Annotated in this window: 13 protein-coding genes and 1 pseudogene; 3 read left to right on the forward strand and 11 right to left on the reverse strand. The window is 73.0% G+C overall.

What is annotated here, in order from left to right:
* Positions 1 to 3: 3 nt before the first annotated feature.
* From grpE to BJY28_RS03645, 11 genes are all read right to left on the reverse strand, one after another.
* Positions 4 to 675 (reverse strand): nucleotide exchange factor GrpE, encoded by a 672-nt coding sequence (grpE, locus tag BJY28_RS16735; RefSeq protein ID WP_343036941.1) that lies wholly within the window; start codon positions 673 to 675, stop codon positions 4 to 6.
* Complete coding sequence (gene dnaK / locus BJY28_RS03600; protein ID WP_179461794.1) at positions 672 to 2,567, reverse strand: molecular chaperone DnaK; 1,896 nt, start codon at positions 2,565 to 2,567, stop codon at positions 672 to 674. Before dnaK ends, grpE begins: the two co-directional genes overlap by 4 nt.
* 169 nt (positions 2,568 to 2,736) lie before the next feature.
* Positions 2,737 to 3,354 carry a DapH/DapD/GlmU-related protein gene (locus BJY28_RS03605; protein WP_246313331.1) on the reverse strand — a complete coding sequence of 206 codons (618 nt, stop codon included), beginning with the start codon at positions 3,352 to 3,354 and terminating at the stop codon, positions 2,737 to 2,739.
* Positions 3,351 to 4,292, reverse strand: a complete 942-nt coding sequence (locus BJY28_RS03610) for an EamA family transporter (RefSeq protein WP_218875151.1) — start codon at positions 4,290 to 4,292, stop codon at positions 3,351 to 3,353. The genes BJY28_RS03605 and BJY28_RS03610 overlap by 4 nt, the downstream gene beginning before the upstream one ends.
* Positions 4,289 to 4,858, reverse strand: coding sequence for a TetR/AcrR family transcriptional regulator (locus BJY28_RS03615; protein WP_179461795.1), 570 nt, complete (start codon positions 4,856 to 4,858; stop codon positions 4,289 to 4,291). The genes BJY28_RS03610 and BJY28_RS03615 overlap by 4 nt, the downstream gene beginning before the upstream one ends.
* Before the next feature lie 57 nt (positions 4,859 to 4,915).
* Positions 4,916 to 5,371 carry a magnetosome magnetite crystal formation protein family gene (locus tag BJY28_RS03620; RefSeq protein ID WP_179461796.1) on the reverse strand — a complete coding sequence of 152 codons (456 nt, stop codon included), beginning with the start codon at positions 5,369 to 5,371 and terminating at the stop codon, positions 4,916 to 4,918.
* 11 nt (positions 5,372 to 5,382) lie between these two features.
* Positions 5,383 to 6,603 (reverse strand): MFS transporter, encoded by a 1,221-nt coding sequence (locus BJY28_RS03625; RefSeq protein WP_179461797.1) that lies wholly within the window; start codon positions 6,601 to 6,603, stop codon positions 5,383 to 5,385.
* Positions 6,604 to 6,814: 211 nt separating this feature from the next.
* Positions 6,815 to 8,242, reverse strand: coding sequence for an FAD-dependent oxidoreductase (locus BJY28_RS03630; RefSeq protein WP_179461798.1), 1,428 nt, complete (start codon positions 8,240 to 8,242; stop codon positions 6,815 to 6,817).
* Positions 8,239 to 9,768, reverse strand: coding sequence for an APC family permease (locus tag BJY28_RS03635; protein WP_179461799.1), 1,530 nt, complete (start codon positions 9,766 to 9,768; stop codon positions 8,239 to 8,241). The genes BJY28_RS03630 and BJY28_RS03635 overlap by 4 nt, the downstream gene beginning before the upstream one ends.
* Before the next feature lie 125 nt (positions 9,769 to 9,893).
* Positions 9,894 to 10,817, reverse strand: coding sequence for an EamA family transporter (locus tag BJY28_RS03640; protein ID WP_246313332.1), 924 nt, complete (start codon positions 10,815 to 10,817; stop codon positions 9,894 to 9,896).
* A gap of 154 nt (positions 10,818 to 10,971) precedes the next feature.
* Positions 10,972 to 12,495 (reverse strand): dihydrolipoyl dehydrogenase family protein, encoded by a 1,524-nt coding sequence (locus tag BJY28_RS03645; RefSeq protein WP_179461800.1) that lies wholly within the window; start codon positions 12,493 to 12,495, stop codon positions 10,972 to 10,974.
* A gap of 164 nt (positions 12,496 to 12,659) precedes the next feature.
* On the opposite strand from BJY28_RS03645, the gene BJY28_RS03650 reads away from it, so the two are divergent.
* The 3 genes and pseudogenes from BJY28_RS03650 (at position 12,660) to BJY28_RS03660 (ending at position 15,987) form a co-directional block, all read left to right on the forward strand.
* A protein-coding gene (locus BJY28_RS03650; RefSeq protein WP_179461801.1) for an IS3 family transposase occupies positions 12,660 to 13,873 on the forward strand; the annotation gives its coding sequence in 2 pieces (ribosomal slippage) (positions 12,660 to 12,921 and positions 12,921 to 13,873; 1,215 coding nt in all).
* A 208-nt stretch (positions 13,874 to 14,081) separates the two neighbouring features.
* Positions 14,082 to 15,252: pseudogene (locus BJY28_RS03655) on the forward strand (LLM class flavin-dependent oxidoreductase).
* Positions 15,253 to 15,303: 51 nt separating this feature from the next.
* Positions 15,304 to 15,987 (forward strand): CE1759 family FMN reductase, encoded by a 684-nt coding sequence (locus BJY28_RS03660; RefSeq protein ID WP_179461802.1) that lies wholly within the window; start codon positions 15,304 to 15,306, stop codon positions 15,985 to 15,987.
* Positions 15,988 to 15,993: the final 6 nt, after the last annotated feature.

The raw sequence follows: 15,993 nt of genomic DNA on the forward strand, positions 1-15,993 counted from the left end.
GGGTCACTCGGGGTCGGCCACGGCCACCCGGGCGGCGCGCAGCACGCGTCCGCCGGCGAGGTAGCCGGGCTGCAGCACGGTGACCACGGTGGTGCTCGTGGCGTCGGTCGGGACCTCCGGGTCGTCGGCCGGCCACGGGGCGTTCATCAGCGCCTCGTGCCGGGCCGGGTCGAAGGCCTCGCCCTTGCCGCCGAAGCGCTCCAGGCCGTAGCGGCCCAGCGCGCCCTCGAGCTTGTCGGCGATCGAGCGGAACGGCCCGTCGGCCAGGTCGCCGTGCTCCCGGGCGAGGTGGATCTCGTCGAGGGTGGGCAGCAGGGTCTCGAGGACCTCGCCGACGGCGCGGTCCTTGAGGGCCTCTCGGTCGCGGTCGACCCGGCGCTTGTAGTTGACGTACTCGGCCTGCAGGCGCTGCAGGTCGGCCAGGCGCTCGGCGGCCAGCACGGTGTCCGGGTGGGCGTCCGGGTCGGCGGCGGCCTCGTCGGCCTCGGCCTGAGCCGCCTCCGGGTCGGCCGGCTGTTCGCCGGCCGCGGGGGCGGCCCCGGGCGTGCTGCCCGGGGCCGCCTGGCCGTCACCGGCCGACGGGGCGTCGTTGACCGCCTCGACGTTCACCTGGTCGCCGTCGACGTCGCTGGCGATGTCGTCGGTCCCCTGGTCGTGCGTCGGCTGGTCGGTCACTTCTTCTCCTCGTCGTCGTCGTCGTCCACGACCTCGGCGTCGACGATGTCGTCGTCGCCCGAGGCGGCCTGGTCGCCGCCAGCGGCGTCCTCCGCACCGGCGGTCTGCTCGCCGGCGCCCTCCTCGGCCTGCGAGGCGTAGAGGGCGGCGCCCATCTTCTGGCTCTCCTCGTTGAGGGTGTCGACCTTGGCGGAGATGTCCTCGGCGCTGGCGCCGGAGTCCTCCTTGAGGGCGTCCTTGAGGTCGGCCAGGGCGTCGTCGACCGGCTTGCGCTGGTCGTCGGTGAGCTTCTCGCCGCTCTCGGAGAGGAACTTCTCGGTGGAGTAGACGAGGTTCTCCGCGGTGTTGCGGGCCTCGAGCTCCTCGCGCCGCTTCTTGTCCTCGTCGGCGTGGGCCTCGGCCTCCTGGACCATCCGGTCGATCTCCTCCTTCGACAGCGCGCTGCCGCCGGAGATGGTGATCTTCTGCTCCTGGCCGGTGCCACGGTCCTTCGCCGAGACGTTGACGATGCCGTTGGCGTCGATGTCGAAGGTGACCTCGACCTGCGGCACGCCGCGGGGCGCCGGGGCGATCCCGCTCAGCTCGAAGGTGCCCAGGTTCTTGTTCTGCTGGGCGATCTCGCGCTCGCCCTGGAAGACCTGGATGAGCACGCTCGGCTGGTTGTCCTCGGCGGTGGAGAAGACCTCGGAGCGCTTGGTCGGGATGGCCGTGTTGCGCTCGATGAGCTTGGTGAAGAGGCCGCCCTTGGTCTCGATGCCGAGGGAGAGCGGGGTGACGTCGATGAGCAGCACGTCCTTGCGCTCACCCTTGAGCACGCCGGCCTGCAGGGCCGCGCCGAGGGCGACGACCTCGTCCGGGTTGACGCCCTTGTTGGGCTCCTTGCCGGTCATCTCCTTGACGAGGTTGCTCACCGCGGGCATGCGGGTGGAGCCGCCGACGAGGACGACGTGGTCGATCTCGCCGATGGAGACCCCGGCGTCCTTCATGACGTTCTCGAAGGGCTGCTTGGTCCGGTCGAGCAGGTCCTTGGTCATCTGCTCGAACTGGGCGCGGGTGAGGGTCTCGTCCAGGTGGATCGGGCCGTTCTCGCCCATCGAGAGGTACTGCAGGTTGATCGAGGTGGAGGTGGAGCTGGAGAGCTCCTTCTTCGCCTGCTCGGCGGCGTCGGTGAGCCGCTGCATGGCGATCTTGTCCTTGGACAGGTCCACGCCCGTGCTGTTCTTCACCTGGGTGAGCAGGTGCTGCACGATCCGCTCGTCCCAGTCGTCACCGCCGAGCTGGTTGTCGCCGGAGGTGGCCTTGACCTGGATGGTCGCGAAGCCGTCCTCGGCGTCCTTGCCCACCTCGAGGAGGGAGACGTCGAAGGTGCCGCCACCGAGGTCGAAGACGAGGATCTGCTCGTCCTCCTTGCCCTTGTCCAGCCCGTAGGCGAGGGCGGCCGCAGTGGGCTCGTTGACGATGCGCAGGACGTTCAGCCCGGCGATCTCACCGGCCTCCTTGGTGGCCTGGCGCTCGTGGTCGTCGAAGTAGGCCGGCACGGTGATGACCGCGTCGGTGACGTCCTCGCCGAGGTAGGACTCGGCGTCGCGCTTGAGCTTCTGCAGCGTGCGGGCGCTGACCTCCTGCGCGGTGTAGGTCTTGCCGTCGATGTCCTCGCTCTTCCAGTCGGTGCCCATGTGGCGCTTGACCGAGCGGATGGTGCGGTCGGCGTTGTTGACGGCCTGGCGCTTGGCGATGTCGCCGACGAGCACCTCGCCGCCCTTGGAGAAGCCGACGACGGACGGGGTGGTGCGACCGCCCTCGGCGTTCGCGATGATCGTGGGCTCGCCGCCCTCGAGGACGGCGACGGCGGAGTTGGTGGTACCGAGGTCGATGCCGACGGCACGTGCCATGTGGGTGTCTCCTTCGTGTTCGCGGCGCCGGACGGGTCTCGCCGGGCCGGGGTTGAGTCCTTGACGCTCAATCTAGGAACCGGGGCGAGCGTGCGCAAGTCCACGGCTGGAAAGTTGAGTTCACTATGCTCAACTCTTGGGTGGCGGAGTTTGTTCCCGGGGGCGCTGGTCAGTCCTCGTCGAGGTAGCGCAGCACCCGCGCCGGCACCCCGGCGACGACCGCCCGGGGCGGGACGTCCTTCGTCACGACGGCACCGGCGGCGACGATGGCACCGTCGCCGATGCTCACGCCGGGGGTGACGGTGACGGTCGCACCGAGCCACACCTTCTCGCCGATGGTCACCGCGGCCGGGGTCATGTCGGCCCGGCGGGAGGGCTGCTCACCGTGGTTGAGGGTGGTGATCGTCGAGCCGTGCCCGATGAGCGATCCTGGGCCGATGGTGATGCCACCGGTGTCCTGGAAGCGGCAGCCGATGTTGATGAAGACGTCCTCGCCGAGCACGAGACCCTTGCCGAACTCGCTGTAGATCGGCGGGAAGACCGCCACCGACTCCGGCACCTCCCGCCCGGTCAGCTCGCTCAGCAGCGCCCGCAGCTCCTCCGGGGTGACGTAGCCGGAGTTGATCCGGGCGGTCACCTGCAGCGCCTCCTGGCTGGCGCCGTGCATGAAGCGATGCATCGGCGAGCCGCCGGCGATGGTCTCGCCGCGGGCGACGTGCGCCTGGAACTCCTCAAGGGTGGGCAGCTCGTCGGTGGGGTCCGGGGCGGTCCGTGCGTCGTCGGTCATGCCCCGATCCTGGCAGTCGCCTCCTCGGGAAGGGCGCCGTCCGGCGCCGCGGCGTCGGCCGTCCCGCGCGACCCGAGTCCCTGCAGCAGCAGCCCGAGCAGCAGCAGACCCACGCCGACGGCGCTGAGCAGGCTGAGGCGTTCGTCGAGCACGCTCACCCCGAGCAGGGTGGCGACGACCGGCTCGGCGAGCATGAGCGTGGTCACCGGCCCGGCCGGCAGCCGGGAGAGCCCGCGGACGAAGAGCAGGTAGCCGAGGGTGATCGTCACCAGCCCGAGGTAGAGCGCCAGCGCGACCCCCGACGGCGCGGCCAGCCAGCCGGTGGGCTGGGTGAGCAGCACCGGCACGAGGACCAGGCCGCCGAGGCCGAAGGCGGAGGCCATCACCGTGGCCGGCCGGTGCCCGCCGTCGAGCTGCCGCTTGGCGATGACCGTGTAGCCCGCGTAGGCCGCCGCCGAGACCAGGGCCAGGCCGACGCCGAGCGGGTCGATCTGCCCTCCCCCTTCGCCGCCCCCGACGAGCAGCACGAGCCCGGCCAGGCACAGCCCGGTCGCGGCCAGCCACACCCCGGTCGCGCGCTCGCCGAGGAGGAGCAGGGCGAGCAGCCCGGCCAGCACCGGACCGAGGCCGATGGTGACGAGCGTGCCGACGGCCACCCCGGTCTGCGCGACCGCGGCGAAGAAGCACACCTGGTAGAGCGCCGCGAAGACCCCGGCGGCGACGCCGCTCGGGGTGCGCCACAGCGGCAGCACCTCGCGCGGGTGCCCGCCGAGCAGCGGCAGCACGGCGAGCAGCGCGAGGCCGCCGACGACGAGCCGCGCCGAGGCGATGCTCAGCGAGGTCGCGCCCTCGGGGGCGAGCGCCTGCGTGGTGCCGGTGGTGCCGAAGAGGACCGCGCAGAGCAGCACCGCGCCGACGGCGCCCGCACCGCCCTTCACGCGGCGTCCAGCAGCTGCTCGACCAGCCGCCGGGCGTGCTGCAGCCGGGCCGGGTCGGACTCCAGCCCGGCCCGGACCGTGGCGCCCTCGAGGACGAAGGCGATGTGCTCGGCGAGGTCGGCGGCGGCCGCGGCGTCTATCAGCTCGGCGAGGTCGTCGGCGACGAGCCGCTCGACGTGCTCCTTGTGCCGACGCACCACCGCCCGACCGGGATCGCCCACCGGCAGCTCGGCGGCCGCGTTGAGCAGACCGCAGCCGCGGAACCCGTGCGCGTAGGCGCCCTCGGCGTGGTCGACGTAGGCGTCGACCACGGCCAGCACCCGTTCGCGCGGGCCGGCGGCCCCCTCCCGGCGGGCGGCGTAGAGCCCCAGCCACTCCTCGTGGCGCCGCTCCAGGTAGGCGGCGACGAGGTCCCCCTTCGAGGCGAAGTTGTTGTAGAGGCTCATCTTCGCCACCCCGGCCTCGGCGGTGATGGTGTCGATGCCGGTCGCGGTCACGCCGTCGGCGTAGAAGCGGGTCGCCGCGGCGTCGAGCAGGCGGTCACGGGCCGGGGTGCGGGGAGCCATGCACCGATACTAGGTAGATCTGTCTACCTAGGGCAAGAGTGGGATGCGGGTGCGGCGTCAGTCCCGCAGCAGCGGCAGCGCTCCCGGCGCGCGGAAGGCCTCGCCGCGCCCGGCCTGCAGCATCCCCCGGATGGCGGTGACGACGTGCAGCACCGAGACCAGCGCCCACAGCCCGAGCGGGATGAGGAACCAGCCGGACATCTCCAGGTCGCGGGTGTCCACCATGTAGAGCGCGAAGAAGTGACCCCCGACGAGCAGCACGGTCGCCGCGAGGTAGGTGATCCCCCAGTTGGCGGCGCCGGTGCCGTTCGCCCGCGCCAGGCCGCCCGAGCTGCGCTGCAGCACACCGGAGACCGCCATGCCCGCTCCGGCGAGCACCGAGCCGAGGAAGGGCAGGCAGGCCAGCACGACGAGGCCGACCGCCCAGGACTGCATCCCGCTCGGCGGCCGGTGCGGGACGGGACCGGCCGGGGTCTGCGGGTACGGCGGCGGGGAGTCGGCGGGGGTGCTCACGGCGGGCGAGTCTACGAAGGGGCCGCGGCCTTGGCCGGGGCCGTCTCACGTGCGGCCAGCCAGGGCAGCGCCGCGAGCAGGGTCACCGCCCCGGTGACCGCGAAGGCGACCTCGAAGCCCCAGACGTCGGCGACCACCCCGATGAGCACCGGCCCGAGGATCGCTCCCGCGTCCTGGGCCATCTGCGCCGAGGCGAGCACCGACCCGCCGGAGCGCTCGTTGCCGACGACGTCGGCGATCGCCGCCTGCTGGGCCGGGTTGAGCAGCCCGGCCCCCGCACCGGAGACGACGCTGAGGACGAGCAGCACGACGGTGTCGTGGGCCAGCCCGAGCACGCCGAGCCCGAGCGCGCTCACCACGAGCCCGGCGAGGACCAAGGGTCGCCGACCGAGGGTGTCGGCCAGACGGCCGGAGACCTGCAGCGCGAGCGCGGTCCCGAGCGCGGCCAGCGCGAGCGCCGCACCGGCCACCCAGGTCTGGTCGGTGACCGCGACGGCCAGCTGCGGCAGCACCGCCACCCGGACCCCGAAGTTGCCCCAGCCGTTGGCGAAGAAGGAGGCCAACGCGGCCCGGTAGGCGCTGTCCCCCAACGCCTCCCGGGTGGTCACCGCCGGCCCGCGGCTCTGGTCGGGCGCGGCCCGCAGCGGGGTGCCGCGCAGCGAGATCCCGACCAGGGAGGCGGCGATCAGCAGCGCCACCCCGTAGACGACGAAGGGGACCCGGATCCCGATCTCGGCGAGCGCGCCGCCGAAGACCGGGCCGAGCATGCCGCCGATGAGGAAGGCGCTGCCGTACATCGAGGAGACCCGACCCCGGATCTGCGGCGGGGCGACCCGGACGAGCAGCGCCATCGCCGAGACGGTGAAGAGCGTCGAGCCGATGCCGCCCAGCCCGCGGAAGAGCAGCAGCTGCCAGTAGGACTGGGCGAAGGCGGAGACACCCGTCGAGACCGCGACGATGACCAGGCCGACGAGGTAGACCGGCCGCTCCCCCAGCCGCGAGACCAGCGCCCCGCCGGCCGGGGCGAAGACCAGCCGGAAGAAGGCGAAGGCGGAGACCACCACCGAGGCCGCGGCGACCCCGACGTCGAAGGTGCGGGCGAACTGGGGCAGCACCGGCGAGATGAGCCCGTAGCCGATCGCGATGACGAAGGCGGCCGCGACGAGCACCCAGATCTCGCGAGGGATCGGCGGTCGCGCCGTGCTGGTCGTCGTGGTGCCGGTCGTGCTCACTTCGTCACTCTGTCATCTGCTCCTTCCCGAACAAACTGCTGCTGGCAGCAGCTCGTTCAGTCAGCAGCAGCTCGAGGTGCTGCTGGCTCGCGAAACTGCTGCTGGCAGCAGTTTCGTTGGCCGCCCTGCCCTGCCCCGCTCACCCAGCTACGTCGCGGGACCGGGTGGAGCTGCCGGTAGGTGTGGCCATGCACGACCGAGCCCCAGCCCCTCAGGAGTCGAAGCCCACCCCGAAGCGGTCCATCGTCGCCAGCAGCGGCCCGCGGCGCCCGGTGCGGTCGGCCCGGGCGAGCGCGCCCCGGGTGGCCCGTACCGCCGCCCAGCGCAGCGGTTCCGGCGGGAAGGGGACCGGCGGCCGGCGCACCATCGCCAGCGAGGTCCGTTCGCTCTCCACCCCGTCGACGAGGTCGAGGGCCACCCGCGCCCCGAAGCGGGTGGAGACCACCCCGAGCCCGGTGTACCCGATGGCGTAGGCGACCCGGCCGCCGAGCGCCCGACCGAAGACCGGGGTGAAGCGCGAGGTGGTGTCGATGACCCCGGCCCAGCGGTGCGTGAAGCGCACCCCCTCCAGCTGCGGGAAGAGGGTGAGGAAGTGCTCGGCGAGCAGCGCGTGCGAGTCCCCGGCCTGCTCCAGCGCGGGATCGATCCGCCCGGGGAAGTGGTAGTTGGCGTCGTAGCCGCCGAAGAGCACGCGGTCGTCCAGGGTCCGCCGGTAGTAGTGGAACTGGTTGCCGGCGTCGGTCAGCCCCTCCCGCCCGCTCCAGCCGACCTGCGCCAGCTGGGTCGCCGACAGCGGCTCGGACATGAGCACGTGGTCGTAGACCGGCAGGGTGAAGAGGGCCGACCGGCGCAGCAGCCCGCGGAAGGCGCCGGTGCCGAGCACGACCTTGTCGGCGCGGATGCTCCCCCACCGGGTGCGCACCTCCACCCCGGTCCCGGCACGCTCCAGGCCGAGCACCTCGGTGCCCTCGTGGATCTGGGCGCCGAGCCGCTCGGCGTGCGCGGCCAGCCCCCAGGCGAGCCGCGCCGGGTCGACGAGCCCGACGCTCGGGTCGCGCATCCCGGCCAGCGGCAGCGGGGAGTCCACCACCGCCCGGCAGGCGTCCACGTCGAGCAGCTCGGCCTCGATGCCGTGCTCCCGGTGCTCGGCGACCGCCTCGGCCAGGTCGTCCACCTCGTGCTCGCGCAGCGCGAAGGTCACCTCGCCGGGGGTGTGCACCTCGGCGTCGATCCCGGCGCCGTCGATGCTCGCGTGCCAGCCGGCGAGGTTCTCCGCCTCGAGCCGGCGGATCGTCGGCATGTCCTGCGGCCACAGCCCGAGCCCCTGGGCGAGGCCGTGGGTCAGCGAGGGCGAGGCGAAGCCGCCGTTGCGCCCGGAGGCGGCGATCGCCACCGGTCCACCGTCGAGCACGACGACCCGTCGTCCGGGGTTCTCCTCCAGCGCCTGCACCGCGGTCCACAGCCCGGTGTAGCCGGCGCCGACGACGACGAGGTCGGCGCGGTGACCGCCGCCGGTCAGCGGCGGCCGCGGGTCCGGCCGCAGCTGCGGCCGGTCGGTCCAGTAGACCGCCGGGCGGGCGTCGGCGAGCGCCCGCTGCGCCCGGGCGGTCGGGTGGGTCTCGACGAAGGGGGAGCTCACTGGCCCGGTCCCGCCGGCCCGAGGGCCGCGCGGGCGACCTCGTCGGAGACGTTCTCCCAGCCCCGGCGACGGAAGTACCCCTTCGCGTAGCTGAGGCGGGCGCCGACCATGAGGACCAGGCCGAGGACGAAGATCAGCACGGCCATCGCCAGCGGTGCGCCCATCCCGAGGATCGAGGCCTCGGTGTAGGACTCGGCCGGATCGGCGTACTCGCGCACCGCGGCGACCATGAGCACGAAGAGGACCACCGCACCGATCACCGGTGCCAGCCCGACGAGCAGGAAGGCGCGCACCGACCGGCGCAGCTCACGCCGCCAGTAGATCGCGCAGGCGACCCCGGTGAGCGCGTAGTAGAAGGCGACGACGATCGACAGCGCGGAGAGCGAGTCGAAGAGGAAGTTCTGCGAGATGAGCGAGCCGCCGACGTACCAGACGATGGCGGCGATGCCGATCACCCAGGTGCCGAAGGCGGGCGTCCCGTACTCCGGGTGCACCTCGCGGAAGCGCTGCGGGAAGGCGCCGGCGACGGCCATCGACAGCGACCCGCGGGAGGCCGGGAGGATGGTCGTCTGGGTCGAGGCCAGCCCGGAGGTGATGATCGCCAGCACGAGGATCCAGCCGAAGGGCCCGAGCACCATGTCGCCGAGCACCCCGAAGAGCGCCTCGTCGTCGTCGTACTCCTCGAGGGTGCCCAGGCTGATCGTGCCGAGCACGGCCACCGCGGAGCCGAGGTAGACGAAGAGCAGGATGATCGTCGAGACCACCCCGGCCCGGCCGGGTGCCTCGACCGCGTCCTCGGACTCCTCGTTGAGGTTGACCGCCGACTCCCAGCCCCAGTAGGCGAAGACGCCGAGCAGCATGCCGCTGACCAGCGCGCTGGCCGACAGCCCGACCGGGTTGAACCAGTCGAGGCTGAAGTCGTTGGCGCCGGCGTCGACGGAGCCGGTGACCATCTGGCCGACGGCGACGACGATGAAGACCACCAGCGCGCCCACCTGCAGCGCCACGAGCACCCGTTGGAAGCGCGCCGACATCTCGGTGCCGCGCACCGTCATCCAGGTCAGCCCGATGACCATGAGGCAGGCGGTGAGCACGACGACGACGCGGTTCTCGGCGAGGTCGTCGAGGCCGACGAGGACGAAGAGGTACTTCGCGGCGACGTCCGCCTGGGCGCCGATGACGAGGACGCCGGTGGAGAAGATCGCCCAGCCGCCGATCCAGCCCAGCCACGGACCCATCGCCCGGGTGACCCAGGAGAAGGTGGTGCCGCAGTCCTGGTCCGCGCGGTTCATGTAGTAGAAGGCGCCGGCGATGAAGAGCATCGGGATGAAGCTGACGATGAGCACCGCGGGCGCCTTGGTGCCGGCGATGATCGCGATCGAGCCGAGCACGGCCGCGATGGTGTAGGCCGGGGCGGTCGAGTCGACGCCGATGGCGACGCCGTCCCAGAAGCCGACGGCCCCCGCCTTCAGCCCCTTGGACTCCCCGCTCGCCGGTGGGCCGACCTGCTCGTCCGTGGTCCCCATGACACGCCCATCCCTTCGCCCGGCCCGCGCCGTTGGCTCATCCTCAGCGCACGTCGGTCAGCGGTCAAGAGGCGCTCCGGTCCGTCCGGGCGGCGAGGGTGAGGCGGGGTCTCGGGTGGATGGGCTCAGGTGGTGACGCCGGGCTGGGTCACCCGGCGGGTGCGCCGGGTGGCGGTGGCGACGTTGGCGGCGACGATGATCGCCATGCCGAGCCACTCGTGCCCGGCGAGCATCTGGCCGAGCAGGATCATGCCGACCAGGGCGGCCGCCACCGGGTGGGCGCTCATCGTGATGCCGAAGACCCGGGCGGGCACGCGGCGCAGCACGAGCAGGTCGAGGGTGTAGGGGACGATCGTCGAGAGCACCCCGGCGACGACGGCGAGGCCGAGCGCGGCGAGGGTGAAGCGGCCGCTGACGGCGAGCCAGACGATCACCGGCAGGTAGGCGGTGGCCGAGACCGCGGTGGCCAGCGCGGTGCCCTGCACCCCGGGCAGGCTGGCTCCGACCGAGCGGTTGGCGAGGATGTAGCCGCCCCAGCAGGCCGCCGCGAGCAGCCCGAAGGCCACGCCGAGGTAGTCGCTGCTCGGGCCAGGCAGGACGAGCACGTAGACGCCGAGGCCGGCGGCCGCCGCGGTGACCAGGTCGCGGGCGGAGCGGGAGCCGAGCAGGGCCACCGAGAGGGGTCCGAGGAACTCCAGGGTGACCGCGAGGCCGAGCCCGATCCGGTCGACGGCGGCGTAGAGGAAGAGGTTCATCCCGGCGAACATCGCCGCGAGGACGACCACCCGGGCCCACTGGCCGCGGGTGAGCGACCGGACGTCGGGCCGGGTCACCGGCAGCAGCACCAGGGCGCCGATGAGCTGGCGGACCGCGACCACGCCGGCCGGTCCGATCGCGCCGAAGGCGTGGCTGCCCCAGGCGGCGCCGGCCTGGGTGCTCGTCGCGGCGGTGAGCATGAGCCCGATGTCGCGTCGGGAGGTGCGCTGCGGTGCCACGCTCGGCCCGGGGGCGGCGTCGGACTGGGTCCCCGGCTGCTCGGTGATCGTCATGCGAGCAGTCTCGGGATCAGCGCGTCATACGAGAAATGCCCTTCTACGGCTCCCTATGCGCATCCTGTATGGCCGGTGGTGCGCTGCGGCGGGCAGCGGAGCCCGGGGTCACAGTGCGGCGGAGAGCGGGGTCAGGGTGCGGCCGGGCTCGGGGTCACGGAGCGGCGCGCAGCTCCACGGGCAGCGCCTCGAGCAGGCGCAGCCACACCTCGCTGCCCGTGGGATAGCTGGGGACGGCGTGCCGCAGCACGTGCACCGGCACCTGGCCGACGATGGCGACGGTCGCGGCATGGACGATCTCGGCCACCTCCGGCCCGACGAAGGTGGCCCCGACGAGGGTGCGGCGCTGCCGGTCGACGACCAGCCGCGACTTCCCGGTGGGGTGGTCGCGCAGCAGCGCGACCCCGGCGACGTGCCCGGTGGGCACGGTGGCGGTGACGACGTCGAGACCGGCGTCGCGGGCCTCCTGCTCGGTCATGCCGACGCTGGCGACCTCGGGGTCGGTGAAGACCACCTGCGGCACCGGCACCTCCTCCGGGTCTAGGGCGAAGGGAGCCGGCCCGGAGCCCTCGACATCCGGAGCTGCGTCCGGACCCTGGCCCGGCCTGGCCGCGACGGCGGGTGCGAGCACCCGCGCGCGGTACTTGCCCCAGTGGGTCAGCGGCGCCTCGCCGGCGGCGTCGCCGACCGCGAGCAGCCAGTCCGGCAGCCGGCCGCCGGTGACGTCGTCGGCGGACAGGCCCACGCCGTCCAGGCCCAGCGTGGACAGCGCCGGTCGGCGGCCGACGGCCACGAGCAGCTCGTCGGCGACGATCTCGCCCGGTGCGGGATCGCCCTCCTCCCCCGTTCGACCGTCCGCCCCGGCGTCGGTCCGCAGGGTGACCTCGCCGCCGTGCACCCGACCGAGCCCGGTGTCCTCGGCGTGGGGCCGGGAGACCTCGGTGACGCTGGTGGCGAGGTGGACGGTGACCCCCTTCGCCCGCAGGGAGGCCAGCACCGCCTCCCCGGCGAAGGGCTCGGTGCGCGGCAGCAGCCGCTCGTCGCGCACCAGCAGGGTGACCTGGGAGCCGAGCGCGGCCATCCAGGTGACGGCCTCGCAGGCGATGACGCCGCCACCGATGATCGCCAGGCGCTCGGGGATCTCACGGACCCCGGTGGCGTCGCGCGAGCCCCACGGCAGGGCGGTCGCGTACTCGGGCGGGACGACCGGGTCGCTGCCGGTGGCCAGCACGACGGCGCGGCGCGCGGTGAGGGTGCGTTCGCCCGCCGGCGAGGTCACCGCCACGGTGCGCTCGCCGGCCAGGCGGGCGGCGCCACGGACGACGTCCACGCCGATGCCCTCGGCCCAGGCGACCTGGCCGGCGTCGTCGTAGCCGGAGACCCAGGAGTCACGGCGGGCGAGGATGGCGTCGACGTCGAGCCGGGGGCGTTCGATGCCGGGCAGGTTGCCGGCGGTGTCCGCGACCTGCACCGGGCGCAGCAGCGCCTTGCTCGGCATGCACGCGTAGTAGGAGCACTCGCCGCCCATGAGCTCGCGCTCGACGACGACCGCGGTGAGGCCGGTGCCCTCGATGGCGTACTGGGCGGCGTTCTCCCCCGCTGGCCCGCCGCCGATGACGACGACGTCGTAGGTGTCGGTGTCGCGCTCCTGGCTGCCCTGCGGTCCGCTCTCCGTCATCTCCGCAGGCTAGCGACCCCCTCCCGCAGCTGCCCGGGCAAATCGCGCCCCCCCACCCGCAACTGCCCGGGCAATTCACCCCACCCCCGCAACTGCCCGGGTGAGGTTGCCCCGGTTCGGCGGACATCTTGATGGCTCGGCCTGGTTGGGTCGGGCAGGGAAGGATGGCCCTTATGGGTGCGAAGAGGAAGAGCTACACCCCGCAGTACCGGCGTGATGCTGCGCGTCTGGTGATCGACTCGGGCCGCACGATCTCGGCGGTGGCTGCGCAGATCGGTGTGGGTGAGCAGGTGCTGGGTCGGTGGGTGGCCAGGGAGCGTGCGCGGATGGATCAGCCGCCGGAGGCGGTGGATCTCGACGAGCGTGCCGAGCTGGAGCGGTTGCGCGCGGAGAATGCTCAGCTGCGGATGGATCGGGAGTTCCTGAAAAAAGCAGCGGCCTTCTTCGTGGCGGAGGGGGCGTCGGAGCAGACGCCGCGTTCGCAGTGATTCACGCGGAGAAGGCCTGCGCCGAGGGTGTGCGGTCCACGGTCGGTGACATGTGCGAGCTGCTGGGGGTGTCGCGGTCGGGCTACTACGACTGGCTCGCCCGCCAGGCGGCTGGGCCGGGGCCGCGTGAGCAGCGGTTGCGGGATCTGGCCGCGAAGGTGGTGAGCGCGCACCAGGACTCCGACGGGGTGTACGGCGCGCCCCGGATCACCGCGCAGCTGCGGGCGGCGGGTGAGGTCGTGACCCGCAAGACGGTCGCGAAGGTGATGCGCGCGAACGGGATCGAGGGCATCAGCCCGCGCGCGTGGCGGCCGGCGACCACGGTCACCGGTGCGGCGCCGCACCGCATCCCGGACCTGGTCCAGCGCCGCTTCGACCAGGGCGAGCTGAACCGGGTGTGGACCTCGGACATCACCTACCTGGCCACCGGTCAGGGCTGGCTGTACCTGTGCGCGGTCCGGGACGGCTGCTCCCGGCGCGTGCTCGGGTACGCCTTCAGCGACAGCCTGCACACCGACCTCGTCGAGGACGCGCTGCGGCGGGCGGTCACCTTCCGTGACGGCCGCACGGCCGGGGTGATCCTGCACGCCGACCGCGGCTGCCAGTACACCTCCGACCAGCTCGAGCGCGCCGCCCGCGCCCTGGACGTGCGACTCAGCGCCGGACGTACCGGCGTGTGCTGGGACAACGCCCAGAACGAGAGCTTCTGGTCCACCCTCAAGACCGAGCACTACCACCGCCACGAGTTCACCACCCGAGCCGCCGCGATCCACAGCGTGACCCACTGGATCGAGACCGTGTACAACCGCCGACGACGCCACACCGCCCTCGGCAACATCAGCCCCGTAGCCTTCGAGCACGGACTCACCACGGCGGCACCAGCCGCCTAAACCGATGTCCACCAAACGGGGGCAGCCCCACGGGCAAATTACTGCCCTACCCGGCAACTGCCCGGGCAGTTGCGGGCACGAAGGGGGAAGGAGGGCAGGGGGAGGGAGGGGGGGCGGACAGGGAGGGTGGGCAGCTGCTTGGAATACCAGAGCCACTACGTTGTTCATAGTGGTAACGGATTCAACCACCAGCACGGAGGACACGATCATGCAGCTCGGCATCTTCAGCGTCGGCGACCTGACCACCGACCCCACCACCGGCCGGACGCCCAGCGAGAACGAGCGGATCAAGGCCACCGTGGCGATCGCCCAGAAGGCCGAGGAGATCGGCCTGGACGTCTTCGCCACCGGCGAGCACCACAACCCGCCCTTCGCCGCCCCCGCCAACCCGCCGGTCCTGCTGGCCCACCTGGCCGCGAAGACCGAGCGGATCATCCTCTCCACCGCGACCACGCTCATCACGACCAACGACCCGGTGCGCCTGGCCGAGGACTACGCCTACGCCCAGCACCTCGCCGACGGCCGGATCGACCTCGTCCTGGGTCGCGGCAACACCGGCCCGGTCTACCCGTGGTTCGGCAAGGACATCCGCGACGGCATCGAGCTCGCCGTGGAGAACTACGCCCTGCTGCGCACCCTGTGGAACGAGACCGACGTCAGCTTCGAGGGCAAGCACCGCAGCCCGCTCTACGGCTTCACCAGCACGCCGCGCCCGCTCGACGGGGTCGCCCCCTTCGTCTGGCACGGCTCGATCCGCAGCCCGGAGATCGCCGAGCAGGCCGCGTACTACGGCGACGGCTTCTTCCCACAACCACATCTTCTGGCCCAAGGAGCACACCCAGCGGATGGTCCAGCTCTACCGCGAGCGCTTCGCCCACTACGGGCACGGCACCCCGGAGCAGGCGATCGTCGGGCTCGGCGGGCAGATCTTCATGGACAAGGACAGCCAGGAGGCGGTGCGCCGCTTCCGCCCGTACTTCGACCGGGCGCCGGTCTACGGCGGCGGGCCGAGCCTGGAGGACTTCACCAGCCAGACCCCGCTGACCGTCGGCAGCCCGCAGGAGGTCATCGAGCGGACGCTGTCCTTCCGCGAGTACGTCGGCGACTACCAGCGCCAGCTCTTCCTGCTCGACCACGCCGGCCTGCCGCTGAAGACCGTGCTCGAGCAGCTCGACCTGCTCGGCGAGGAGGTGCTGCCCGTGCTGCGCAAGGAGTACGCGGCGACCACCCCGGAGTCCGTCCCGGAGCCGCCGACCCACGCCGCCCGCGTCGCCGCGGCCCGGGCGAAGGGCGATCAGCCCACCGAGACCGCCGAGCCGGCGACCGACCGGTGGACCGGTACCCGCGCCGAGGACGAGAACTCCGCCCCGCGGCGTTGACACCCCAGACCCCAGAACCGAGACCCGCGCCCCTCGAAGGGAGACCCAACCATGACCGTCCTCACCGTCGTCAGCGCCGGGCTGCGCGACCCCTCCTCCACCCGGCTGCTCGCCGACCGCATCGCGGTCGCGGCCGAGCGTGAGCTCGTCGCCACCGCGCACGGCATCCCGGCCGCCGGGCCGGTCGACGGGGCCGCGCCGGCTGTCGAGCCGGTCGAGGTCCGGCACGTCGAGATGCGTCGGCACGCTCACGCCATCGCCAACGCGCTGCTCACCGGCTTCCCCTCGGGCGAGCTCGCCCAGGCCCTCGCGGACGTCGCCGACGCCGACGCCCTGGTGCTGGTCACCCCGACCTTCCAGGCGTCCTTCTCCGGCCTCTTCAAGTCGTTCGTCGACCTCATCGAGCCGGACGCGGTGCGCGGCACCCCGGTGCTGCTCGCCGCGACCGGCGGGTCCGAGCGGCACTCGCTGGTCATCGAGCACGCGCTGCGGCCGCTGGCCGCCTATCTCGGGATGTCCGCGGTGCCGACCGGCGTCTACGCGGCGACCGCCGACTTCGGCGGCGAGGGCACCGCGGCGCTGACCACCCGGATCGACCGAGCCGCCCGCGAGCTGCGCGCGCTGACCGCCCCGGCGGCCGCACGGCCCGCGGGCACCCACGGGGAGGGGCCGGGCCAGCCCGACCCCTCCCCGGTCACGCCCTTCGCCGAGCTGCTGCGCTCGGTCGGGCAGTGAGACCCG

Origin of the sequence: Janibacter alkaliphilus (assembly GCF_013408565.1) — a bacterium.
Lineage (GTDB): Bacteria > Actinomycetota > Actinomycetes > Actinomycetales > Dermatophilaceae > Janibacter > Janibacter alkaliphilus.

Coding starts and splice junctions, on each gene's coding strand:
- BJY28_RS03640 (WP_246313332.1), bottom strand. CDS start 10,817: ATGACGATCACCGAGCAGCCGGGGACCCAGTCCGACGCCGCCCCCGGG.
- BJY28_RS03635 (WP_179461799.1), bottom strand. CDS start 9,768: ATGGGGACCACGGACGAGCAGGTCGGCCCACCGGCGAGCGGGGAGTCC.
- BJY28_RS03605 (WP_246313331.1), bottom strand. CDS start 3,354: ATGACCGACGACGCACGGACCGCCCCGGACCCCACCGACGAGCTGCCC.
- dnaK (WP_179461794.1), bottom strand. CDS start 2,567: ATGGCACGTGCCGTCGGCATCGACCTCGGTACCACCAACTCCGCCGTC.
- BJY28_RS03645 (WP_179461800.1), bottom strand. CDS start 12,495: ATGACGGAGAGCGGACCGCAGGGCAGCCAGGAGCGCGACACCGACACC.
- BJY28_RS03615 (WP_179461795.1), bottom strand. CDS start 4,858: ATGGCTCCCCGCACCCCGGCCCGTGACCGCCTGCTCGACGCCGCGGCG.
- BJY28_RS03660 (WP_179461802.1), top strand. CDS start 15,304: ATGACCGTCCTCACCGTCGTCAGCGCCGGGCTGCGCGACCCCTCCTCC.